At 36.4% G+C, this 11,719-nt stretch carries 10 protein-coding genes; all 10 read right to left on the minus strand.

The window, feature by feature from the left end; all coding sequences use genetic code 11:
• Nucleotides 1-107: 107 nt before the first annotated feature.
• The gene (locus VB797_RS25185) at nucleotides 108-1,250 is read right to left on the minus strand and encodes a DegT/DnrJ/EryC1/StrS family aminotransferase (protein WP_323240496.1); all 1,143 of its coding nucleotides are present in this window, start codon (nucleotides 1,248-1,250) and stop codon (nucleotides 108-110) included.
• A gap of 69 nt (nucleotides 1,251-1,319) precedes the next feature.
• Nucleotides 1,320-2,465, minus strand: coding sequence for an ATP-grasp domain-containing protein (locus tag VB797_RS25190; RefSeq protein WP_323240497.1), 1,146 nt, complete (start codon nucleotides 2,463-2,465; stop codon nucleotides 1,320-1,322).
• 119 nt (nucleotides 2,466-2,584) lie between these two features.
• Nucleotides 2,585-3,673, minus strand: coding sequence for a peptidoglycan bridge formation glycyltransferase FemA/FemB family protein (locus tag VB797_RS25195; protein WP_323240498.1), 1,089 nt, complete (start codon nucleotides 3,671-3,673; stop codon nucleotides 2,585-2,587).
• 55 nt (nucleotides 3,674-3,728) lie between these two features.
• Complete coding sequence (locus tag VB797_RS25200) at nucleotides 3,729-4,619, minus strand: phytanoyl-CoA dioxygenase family protein (protein ID WP_323240499.1); 891 nt, start codon at nucleotides 4,617-4,619, stop codon at nucleotides 3,729-3,731.
• Between the two features lie 79 nt (nucleotides 4,620-4,698).
• Nucleotides 4,699-5,808, minus strand: a complete 1,110-nt coding sequence (locus tag VB797_RS25205; protein ID WP_323240500.1) for a DegT/DnrJ/EryC1/StrS aminotransferase family protein — start codon at nucleotides 5,806-5,808, stop codon at nucleotides 4,699-4,701.
• A gap of 48 nt (nucleotides 5,809-5,856) precedes the next feature.
• Entirely contained in the window at nucleotides 5,857-6,513 is a 657-nt protein-coding gene (locus VB797_RS25210; RefSeq protein WP_323240501.1) for a sugar transferase, read from the minus strand.
• Between the two features lie 351 nt (nucleotides 6,514-6,864).
• On the minus strand, nucleotides 6,865-8,010 hold the full coding sequence (locus VB797_RS25215) for a glycosyltransferase family 4 protein (RefSeq protein ID WP_323240502.1): 1,146 nt from the start codon (nucleotides 8,008-8,010) through the stop codon (nucleotides 6,865-6,867).
• 2 nt (nucleotides 8,011-8,012) lie between these two features.
• Complete coding sequence (locus tag VB797_RS25220) at nucleotides 8,013-9,188, minus strand: glycosyltransferase (protein WP_323240503.1); 1,176 nt, start codon at nucleotides 9,186-9,188, stop codon at nucleotides 8,013-8,015.
• A gap of 4 nt (nucleotides 9,189-9,192) precedes the next feature.
• On the minus strand, nucleotides 9,193-10,551 hold the full coding sequence (locus tag VB797_RS25225; RefSeq protein ID WP_323240504.1) for an O-antigen polymerase: 1,359 nt from the start codon (nucleotides 10,549-10,551) through the stop codon (nucleotides 9,193-9,195).
• A 59-nt stretch (nucleotides 10,552-10,610) separates the two neighbouring features.
• Nucleotides 10,611-11,699 carry a glycosyltransferase gene (locus VB797_RS25230; protein WP_323240505.1) on the minus strand — a complete coding sequence of 363 codons (1,089 nt, stop codon included), beginning with the start codon at nucleotides 11,697-11,699 and terminating at the stop codon, nucleotides 10,611-10,613.
• Nucleotides 11,700-11,719 lie beyond the last annotated feature (20 nt).

Below are 11,719 nucleotides of genomic sequence, written 5' to 3' on the forward strand. Positions count from 1 at the left end.
AGCTTAGATAAACTCGATCAAAAAGGTATTATTTTTTGACTATAAAAATATAATATATGATATAAGGCTATTCGGTAAATTTACTCTCATACCATAAACAAGCTACTCTAAAAATTTTTCTTGCCTTTACAAACTGCCTTAATACCTCCAATCACCCGTTCTAAGTCTTCATCCGTTAGATTAGAACCAGAAGGTAAACACAATCCCCGTGCAAATAAATCTTCTGACACCGCACCACCAATACTTTCGCATTCGGCAAATACCGGCTGCATATGTAATGGTTTCCATACGGGACGAGATTCTATCTGCACGTCGTTAAGTGCAAGTCGTAGCTGTTCTCTATCGACACCGAATAAATCGGGGTTTACTGTCAAGCAAGTAAGCCAACGAGTTGCTCTTCCATAGTCAGCTTCCGGCATAAATTCGATTCCGGGGAGATTACCTAAAGCTTGGTGGTAAATCTCAAAATTCCGTCGTCTAGCGGCTACTCTTGCTGATAATACCCGCAACTGACCGCGACCAATCCCGGCTAGAACATTGCTGAGTCGGTAGTTGTAGCCAATTTGAGAATGTTGGTAATGGGGTGCGGGGTCGCGGGCTTGAGTAGCCAAAAGCTTCGCTTGAGCGACTATTTCGGGGTCGTCGGAAACCAACATTCCCCCACCAGATGTGGTAATAATTTTATTACCGTTGAATGAATAAATGCCAATTTTGCCAGAGGTTCCGGGAGTTTTACCTTTATATGTTGCTCCTAAAGCTTCCGCAGCATCTTCGATGATGGCAACTTCATAGCGATCGCAAATTTCTTTAATTGGGTCAATATCTGCGCTTTGTCCGTATAGATGTACTAAAAGTACGGCTTTGGGTAATTTACCGATACTGGCACGTTTTTCTAAGGCTGTTTTGAGCAAATCGGGGTTCATGTTCCACGAAGTGCGATCGCTATCAATGAAAACTGGTTTCGCACCCAAATACTTAATCGGATTAGCGCTAGCGGCAAAAGTCAAGGTCGAGCAAAAGACTTCATCCCCTGCTTGTACACCCATCAATATCAGCGCTAAATGAATCGCTGCTGTCCCCGAACTTACCGCAGCTGCGTGGTTAGCTCCCGTCACCCGACAAAATTCTTGCTCGAAAGCTTCAATGTGAGGTCCCACGGGAGCAATCCAGTTAGTGTCAAAAGCTTCTTTGACGAACTGTAATTCTTGCTCCCCCATGTGGGGTGTCGAGAGTAAAATCGGATTGGGCATAAAAATTTAATAACTTTTTAATAATTCTGAGAAGTCTGACCAAAACTATATTAGCGTCTCAATTTTTTGCTAAGGTATTGACGGCACTTTTGCTATAAAGAAACTATTTTTATTCATTCTCTTGTGGTAAATCATTTTTAGCAATCCATTTAAATCGGATAAGAAATATTTAAAATTTGTATCAGATAAACTGTATTGTAAAGAGCCACTTAGAGCATCTTTGATAAACCTGGGAAATTTAGCGTAATATTTCTCTGGATAGGAAACAGGCTCAAAACTAATGTCGTTTGATAATAAATATAAAAGATAGGGAAAATTTACACCAACAGAAAGAGAACCCATTAAAGATTGCCAAAATCTAGGATTCATTTCAATAATATAAAGCTTTCCTGTTTTGGAACAGTATCTGAGGTCTAAATGAGTGATACCACTCCATTTTAAACTAGTCATAGCTTGTTCAACTACTTCTAAAACAGTAGCGTCATGGACAAATTTTAATTTATCAATTTTGGGTGAAAATCCTGATTCTACCCCCAAGGGCTGTTGTACAGTGTGTGCTAAAATTTTTCCTGCAAAACAAAGCAGATTACAGTCGATATCATATCCAGTTATATATTCCTGCACAACATAATTTTCTTGGTAAAGATCATAATTAGCTGGAATAATTACTTCATCGGGGCTATTAAATTTTTGGATATCTTTCCCACCACTACCTCTAATTGGTTTAAATAAGATTGGATAATTTAACTTAACTCCTTGTTGAAATTCTGAAACCAAAACTGTCTTGGGGGTAGGAACTTTTTCCCCTTGTAAAAATTCACCAAATTTGCTTTTATCAAAAGCTATATTAAAAGCTTCCCGACTGGCTAATGCAGATAATTTGCAAAATTTTGACAACTTATCTCTGTATTTTGAAACAAACTTATATCCTTCCTCAGAAGCCGGATAAATAATATCTATTTTATTATTCTCTACAATGCGAATTATCTCATCTAAATATTCTACTGAATCAATCGGATTTTCAGCAAAAATGATATTATCAACAAATGACGAATGCTTGTAAAAAACTAGCCAGGAATTATCATGAGATACTTTGTCTGATGAAACAACAACATTTATTTCAAATTCACTGCTAGCCTCTTTTAAACATCGGATAACATAGTAAGCAAGAGGATTATTACACTGATCGGGAATTAAAACAGAAGCTTTTTTCATTTGCGATGATTCACAGAAATTCAAAAAGGTTAAATACCACAAGGAGCCAAATCATAGTAACTACATTACCTATACCCGCAAGCTAACAATCTTAAATTCTTGCTCCCATATTTATTTTGTCACTTTGTTATCGGCTGGGGGGAAGAATAAGCAGGAAAAAAGTTAGTTTCTAACAAATTTTCTACAGGAACATTCAAATATTTTGCTTTCATTTCCACAAGATAACGATATTTTTGCTCATCGACTATTAGTCTAAGGGTATAGAAAGTATGTCGAAGCTTAGAAAACCCGGCTTTAAAGTTATAAACTTGGTCTTTGGATGCACCCACTCCACCACCTAAATGCAGGAATTGATTACCTCTTTGATGCGCCCAATAACGAGCATAATCTGTTTCTAAGCTACTTGGGGATAAATCCACAAATTTATCTTTGGTTCCACCCAAGGTGCTTTGAACAATTCCGCAAACTTCTGTATATAATCCCGCACAAGCTACTTCGTTTTCATATTCAACAATACACAGATGTAGTTTATCGCTTAAGGCTTTCCACATTTCTTCGTAGTATGTAAAGTCAAACGAGTAATATCTTTCTGCTGCTTCTACCCTTCCCATTGTTTCTTGATAGATAGCGGTAAACTCGTCTAAATATTCTTCAATAGGAACGAATTTTGCTTCCATTCCCAAGCGTTTACACTTGTTTATTGTACTTTTATGTCCTTTTCTGGTATGAGACCATAGTTGAGATTCGGGAATTCTAAGATCGACGGAAACAGTTTCCCCGTTTTCTGTAAACAATCCCGGCTCAAAAATCTCGCTAAAGTTTTCATTAAATATGGGATGCATTCTAAAAAACGCAGAACACACGTTTTTTTTCACTAATACTTGCTTAAATTCAGCCATTGCAGCATCGGGAAAGCCATCCTTAGTAGCAGCTTCACTTAACAAAATTCCCGGATAACCGTAAGGAGATTTAATATCAAATATTTCCTCTGTAATCGATTCAGAAGGAACTACATTTTCGCACTTTGAGATTAGGTAAGGTGCAAAAAATATTTTGTCTCCATCAGTAATTAAAATGGCTTCCGGTATTTGTTTTGTCCGACTTGATTCTAAGGAAATATACTTTGGCAATTGATAAACATCATGATTTAGTTTTTCTAATGTCTCCATCCATAAGGGATTTGATAAATCGATGATTTGGGTATTCATAGCAACTCAAGGTGATGTTTTCTTAAAAGGAAATTAGGTAACAGGAATAAACTTTTTATCCAGCCCATAAGGTAGGAAATATCGTCGGATCGCTATAATCTGGATGCCCATTTGGCAATTTATGGCACATATTATCAAGAAAGTGATGAATCTGTTTGCCTTGATTTTGATAAACTTGATAGTGGTTATCGTAGTCTTGCAAATACAAAGCAAATGCCAAACGAACTCGATCGCTATAGTTGGGATAGCTACCGTGAATAGTCAAACAGTGGTGAAAACTAACCTGACCTTTTTCTAAAATTATCGGCACCTCAACAACTTTCTTTCCCGCTTCAAAAAATGTCTTTTCTATCTCTTGTAAATTCTGGTTATTGAAGGTACGCATATGCTCGTTACCCTGCCATTTATGACTACCATCTATGACGACTAATGGCGCTCTTTTTTCATCAACATCATGGAAGGGAATCCAAGCAGAAAGCATTTTATTAGAACTACATACAGAAGAATAAGAATAATCAGTATGCCATCCAACTACACCGTTTTTAGTATTATTTTTATGATTATTAATTATGGGAGCTTTGTAAACTAAGGTGTCTTCAAATAACCTGACTCCTTTACTTCTAGCTAATTTAGCGGCTATGGCTCCAATTATGGGTTGAAGTACTAATTTACGTAATTCTTTCTTACGATAAGAAACGTGTTGATTGTTCCTCACAGCATCTCCATCTCCTGGCTTCCAGTCGCTGTAACCAGTTGTGTAGGGAATCGTGGCATCTGTTTCGCCGCGATAGAACTTTTCTGCCCCTAAGAATGCTTCATCAAGTACTTCATCGGGAACAATTTTTTTGGATATAAACCAACCGTGTTCTTCGTAAAAAGCGATATCTTCTTCTGTTGGTAATAATTCTAATTGCTCTTTGGATAATCCTTTAATTAAAGTTTCCATATTTTGTGTTAATTATTAATTAGTAACTAAAATAGTCTACTTACCCATTATATTTACTACTTCTTTCAAGGTTCCTAATTCATCGAGAGTTGGCGTAGATATAATTCTTCGCATTGCTTACACTAAATTCTTTAATAACAGCGACAATACGAGCAACATCATTTAATGAATAGCGCTGGTCTGTAGCTATGGTGATAATTTTAGTTGATAAATCTATTGCTTCCAAATCATCAGATGTTATCCCGTTATGTGGTTGGAGCCAATGAATTGCTGGAAAAATATTATTATCAATTAAATATTTACGTAAAGAATCTCTAACTTCCCGATTTCGACAAACTATAATACTATTGAATGGTACAGTTCCATTACTCCAAGAACTAAAAAGAGGTCGCCAATCTTGGTTTCGCTCGGTCAAAGTTAAATCTAAAAAATGCCTGACGTTCGCTTCTCGTCTCTGTCTAAACCGCACTATATCCAAGCTGCTTAAAACATTTGCCGAAAACGCTGAAATCTTATCATTTCTTACATTACTCAGACTATCTTGGCTCTCTGCTTCAAGCTGTCTATAAGTATCTTTAACTACATTCCCACCGTTGAGATAAGCTCGCTTTAGAAGCATGGCACTCAATCGCTTATAAGCACCATCCGACTCTGATTCCGAGGCTTTTGGCAGCGGTCGATTTTGACCAGACCAAATCATTGCTCCGTCAGGAATTGGTAACGTTTTACGCAAAGAAGCCATTGCGTAGTCGGCTTGGCTCTGCAATGCCCAATGAGAAAAAGGGTCGTGAGTATGGTCTTCAATTAAAACTACATCATTATGCTTTGTGTACCAATCCTGCCAAACTTCTCCCAATTTGATTCCGAACAAGTTTACCGCTAACACTAAATCTCCAGTAGTAGTGTTGAGCGTATTAAAATCCGGGTATTTGCGATCGGGTAAATCCCGGTACCAGCAAATATCGAAAGCCTTACTCAGCTTGGATGCTGCTTCCATACAAAAGAATGATGGTAGATGCAGCTTCAATCTTCCATCACGGTTCCGATTGAGAATTTTCTCTAAACCAAATAAGCTCGCACATCCAGTAGAAAATAATTCGTAATGCGATGGTAAATCGGCTTTCGCTCCTTCCGGACTAATTAGATCGTTAGACCAATCAAACTCGGAGCCTACTTCCCATTGTTTCATTTGCGTTTACCTTCTCTAAATTACGTTATCCACGCTCAAACCAATAAATTAGCCTTCAACTTTGCTACCCATAAATTCTTCACCAGTAGCATAACCGGGCTGGCTAATTTCTTCTTTTCGTAATACTTTTACCACTGTCATCAAGATAATTTTTAAGTCTAACCATAGACTCCAATTATCTACATACCAGACATCCAGTCGAAATTTCTTTTCCCAATCTCCATCCAACAATCTGCGTCCGTTAATCTGCGCCCATCCCGTGATCCCAGGCTTTACCTGATGACGACGCGCTTGTTCGGGGGTGTAGCGGTCGAGATATCTTACTAGCAAAGGTCGAGGACCGACAATACTCATGTCACCCTTGACAACATTCCACAACTGTGGAAGCTCATCTAAACTACTTTCCCGTAAAAACTCACCAAATGCTGTCATACGCAATTCGTCATCTAAAAGATTGCCGTCAGCATCGCGATCGTCCGTCATTGTACGAAACTTGTAAAATTGAAAAATCTGATTATCCTTACCAGGACGAGGCTGACTGAAAATCACCGGACTGCCCATACGAAAATAAATCGCGATCGCAACTACCAATATCAAAGGAGAAAATGCTAAAAGGGCGATCGCCGCGACAACTCGATCAAAGGCAGATTTAATAATCCGACTGCCTTTAATTTTATATTCACCCTGTAAATTCTGTGCAATCATTGATACATCCCTCATTTTTATAACTCAAAAAGATTCCCCGCAATTAACTGTTAAGGGTTTATTCCTAAGCATTCAACAGCAACGCAAGTATATATTTCTACTTAACTAAATATCTGACGTAATTCAAAGAGAACAGCCATTAAAAATCTAGAAAAGCATCTGATTCCTACCAGCTTTTCATTTCATGAACTAGATGAATTTCTACTTTTGTACCGAATTGTAATTGAAAGATAAATTTTCAATCCATAATCAAGATAACCAAATTTATTTAAATTTTGTTGCCAATTTGGCAGTAATTTATTCCTATCAGATTTATTATTAATGCTTTTGTGTTGAGTATTGGTTGATTTGCTAGGATTTCAGCGATAAAACTTCTGCATATAAAGTTTCGTGAAGCTTGATGATGTGACGCAGATCAAAATTCTTCATGTGTTCTCGTCCTCTTTTTCCCATTATGGAAGCGGATTGAGGATGATTTAGCAAATATTTGATTGCATCTGCAAGTTTTTCTACATTTCCAACAGGGAAAAGAATTCCACACTCGGATGAAACTAAATCTTTAGTTCCGCGAATATCGCTACCAATAACGGGAGTTTCTAAAGACAAAGATTCCATAACACTTCGAGGTAGCCCTTCTTGTTCAGAAGCAAGGATAGTAGCAAAAGCGGTTCTCATCAAAGTTGGAATATCATTGCGGTGTCCGAGGAAACGTACTTTTTCTTGTATCCCTAGTTGAAAAGCTAACTGCTGCATTTCTGAGAATAAATCCCCATCTCCAGCAAAAGCCAAACAAGTATCGGAGCGATTTATACTTGCAAATGCTCTTAAAATATCTTGTGGATGCTTGCGGGGAATAAATTCAGCTACCGATAGTAAGAGTTTGGCATCGGCAGGTAGATCTAATTCCTGGCGTACTTCTTCAACTTCTGCTTGCGAAGTAGTATTATAACTGTAATAATCTAAGTCTACGCCGATTCCAGGCATATAAAGAACTTTTTGGGAAGAAATCAATTGATGATGAATTGCAGCTTGCTCATCCTCGCGATTAATCGTAACTAAATAGTCCGTCCAACTTCCTGCGATTTTTTCCAAACTCAGAAAAGCAATATTTTTCAAAGCTGTTCCACCATTGTGGAAGTGAAAACCGTGGGCAGTATAAATGACCTTGGTTTTATCTAATTTTCTGTAATTTTTTAGAGCGTAGCGGGTAACAAAAGCAGCTACCGGAGTATGAACGTGGACTATATCGTATTTCCCTTGCTGCACAGCTGCTTGAATTTGACGCGGTGCTACCAGTAAGTTTCGAGGATTTAAAGGATTACGCGACCATTGTACCTCCCAAAGATGGTCAAACTCATCTTTACATTTGTCGTAAGCAGAAATTCCACAAGCCATTGCATCAACTTGCCAACCTTGAGCGCGGAAATGACGAGCAAAGGGAATTAGAAAAGCTGTCAGAGTATCTGGGATAGTAGTGATGATTAAAAGATTTTTCATATTTAAATAGGAATTGCATTTTTAAATGCTGTTTCGTACAACTTCTCGTATCTATTTACGACAGACTCTAAAGAAAAAGATGCAATAATTCTTTCTCTTGCTGCTTTTCCTAAAACTTCCCTACCTTCGGCACCGATACTAATCAAATCTTTCCAAGCATTAGCTAATGCTTGAGAGTTGGAAGGAGGTACAATTTTTCCGGTATGTCCTACTATTAAACCCGAATCACCTACATCTGTAACTACACAGGGTACCCCGCAAGACATTGCTTCTCCTATGACTAAAGGAAAAGCTTCACCATAAGCAGAAGACAAACTGACAATATCTAAACCAGCTAAAATTCGATCAATATCATGACGTTCTCCAAGCAAATGAACTTGAGAACTAATGTTTAATTCTTCTATTAAGCGAGAAATAAAAGTATTGTTTTCGTCTACATCCGTACCAGCTAAAATGAAATTAACTTCTGAATAATTATTTGCTATTAATGCAGCGGCTTTGAGAAAATTTGCATGGTCTTTCATCGGATGATAGCGACAAATTAGTCCTATCATTAAAGATGATTCGGGTAAATTTAGTTCATCTCGTAATTCTCTTTTTGCAGTAACCGAATGCTTAAATAAATCAGTATCAAAGCCGTTAGGAATTACACAGCTATTATCAGAGTTATATCCTAACTGTTCGTGTAACTTTTGACTATTTTGAGAAACGAAAATAACCTTGTGATTAAATTGAGATATATTTGCGCCGACTTTTATAATGGCTCTAGTCATGATTCTTTCAGAGCTTAAAGAAGTCGGGGAATGATGAATGCTCCAAAAAACACGAATTTTACCCGCAGAAAAAATACTTGCCAACTGTGCAGCTAGGTTTCCGTGATACATCCAACCTTGAATTATATCTGGTTTGAGTTGATTCACCGTCTTAATTAACCTTAAAAGACCAGTAGGTGTAGGTCTTCCCTGCTGCATTTTGATTGTATGTACTGGTATTCCCAAAGCTTTAATACGATTACCCCATACACCACCATCTATTAATGAAACCACAACTGGACAAAATCGCTGTCTATTAATTTTTGACAGCAGATTATAAAGCATAATTTCAGCACCACCCATGTCTAAATCGGTAGTGATAAAAACAATTACAAATTTGTTTAATGATCTGTTTTTTATTAACATGAATTTATGACATCCTTTTCTGACTATTTTTGCTAAATTTGTGTGTTGAAATTTGACTACCTGCTGCAAACAATATAAAAAGTGATAATAAATAACCAAAATCAGCAAACAAGAAAATTTCTGGATCTCCTGCTGTAAAAAAATCTATCCAAATCTGTGCTGCCATCACATATAGAAAAGGCATCCAAGCAGCTTTATTTAAATTATGGTAAAAAAAGTTTTCTAAAAAGCAACCAACCCAACCATAAATAAAACAAACAATTATTAATCCCGGCCAAGAAAGACTATAAATACCAAAAGCAAACATTCCTGTTGGAATCATAAAATCATTATTCCCAGCAATGTAGCGAGTATTAAAGGTTGACAATGTTTCTGGCATGTCAACTTCTATTAAACGTTCTGGAAGGAAAGCGATTATTCCATAGTACCAATCAATAAATAAACGTAGCGGGTATTCCGCATTAAAAGCCGCTTTCAGAGAATATATTTGATACGAGAAATTTGCTATTAAGCTACTAAAGCCGTCAGTATCTTTTGATTGAGTTTCTACTGAGGTCACAAGTATTTCTCTAACAGAATCAAATCCATCTTTTATACCACTCAGACTAAAGAAAAATGCTTTTCCATATAAAATAAAAATAATAGATGGAAGTAAAAGAGAAATAGTTAATAACCAAGGCAGTTTTTTACTAACTATGACTTTTACTAAATAAAAAGTTAAAAAATAAATAATTAAATGTGCGCGACCACCAGTAATTGTAACTCCAATTACTGTGGAAAAAGCTGATATTACAAATGCCGTGTATAAAAATAGTTTATGTTTTCTTATTTTATTGTCAAAAATAAAAGCAGCTAACAAATACGAAGGACAAAATGATAGAAACATAAAATGCTTAAAAAATACTAAAGTTCCTCCTTCAGCCACGGCTGTTCTGATAAAAGTAGCTTTAGAAATTGCACTGGTAAGTCCACCGAATTGAGAAGCATATATCTGTACGGATATAAATGAAAATAACAACATAAATATTGCTATTCTTAAAATAGTTTTCTCACTTCGCCATGTAACAATTGTTTTTTTTGCATAAATTTGAGCCGAAGCACTGTAGAAACCAACAAGAATGATAAAATATCCCAAAAATATTGCTAATAAGAGTTGAGCATCGTAAATAGTAAATGTAAATGCTCCACTGTATTCGTCGCCATCAAAACCTAAGTTAGCTGACATCAGAAAAGCGGGAAGAGGATACATCAAACAAAACATTAAATGAAAAAAACTCAGAAAGTCAAATACTACTTTCTTCTTTCTAGTAATTTCTATAAATAGAATAAATAATATTATTCCTAAGTATGCTATTGCCAGCATTCTATTCCCCTAATTAAGGTATTTTTTTTAACTAAAAATCATTGATTTTCTACAGAAAATTATTTTGCTAATATATTTAGATAGTTATAAACCGCTTTATCAAAGGAGAAATACATTGCTCGCTGAGTTAATAAGTTTTTATCTACAGGAGAGTCAAGAACCTTTAACATTGCTTCAGAAAGAGCTTGTACGTTACCCATAGGTACCAATTCACCATATTTACCTGCTTCTAAAATTTCTCTAGGTCCACTAGGGCAATTTGTAGAAATAACCGGACAACCGCAGGCCATAGCTTCAATTAATACTGTCGGTAAACCTTCCCACAAAGAAGAAAGTACAAATGCATTTGCCTTACTCATATACGTGTAAGGATTTTCAACAAAACCAGGCATAGAAACATCATTGGCTATACCCAGATTAACAGTTAAACCCTCCAGTTCAGCCCTTAATTCTCCTTCTCCCAAAATCATTAATCGAGCTAATTTTTTCCGTCTTAACACTGCAAAAGCTTTAATTAAAGTAGCAAAATCTTTTTGTGCTGTAAGTCTTCCTACAGCGACAAAAACGGGAGGAGCATTTTCTATAAACCAGAAATGTTCTAAAGGTGCTTTTGCTTTGGTAATCAGATTGTTATTAACTACCGGATTATATATTGTCTTAACTTGACCTTTTTTCAAACCAAGTTGAGTTTCTAAATCTTGCGATACAGCTTGAGAAACTCCAACTACATGATTTGCACGAGGATAAACTAATTTCATCAATGGTGGAACTAGTTTAGCCCGCATAGATTCAGATTTCGATGCTGAAAAAGTATTATGTTCCACCAGAATTAGTTCGGTTTTAGTACGTGCTAACTCTTTCGCTAAAACAGATATGACATTAGTATGAGACATATGAGATATTAACGCTTGTGGTTTGTATTGTTTTAAGTAACGACACAAAGGTAGAATTGCATTAATCACTCGTCCTACAGCTAAATCAATGACACGTACTTGTTTGGGTATTTGACTTAAAAGCGGTCCTTCTGCTGCTGCTAAAATTAAATCTAAATCAACGTCTTGTAAAAGCATTTCTTCTAGCAGATTTATAACTACTCTTTCAGCACCCCCACCTTCCATACAGGGAATAAAAAAAGCTATATGTTTCATAAACAAATCCATGTTTTTAT

It is taken from the genome of Rivularia sp. UHCC 0363 (assembly GCF_034931125.1).
Classification (GTDB): domain Bacteria; phylum Cyanobacteriota; class Cyanobacteriia; order Cyanobacteriales; family Nostocaceae; genus Rivularia.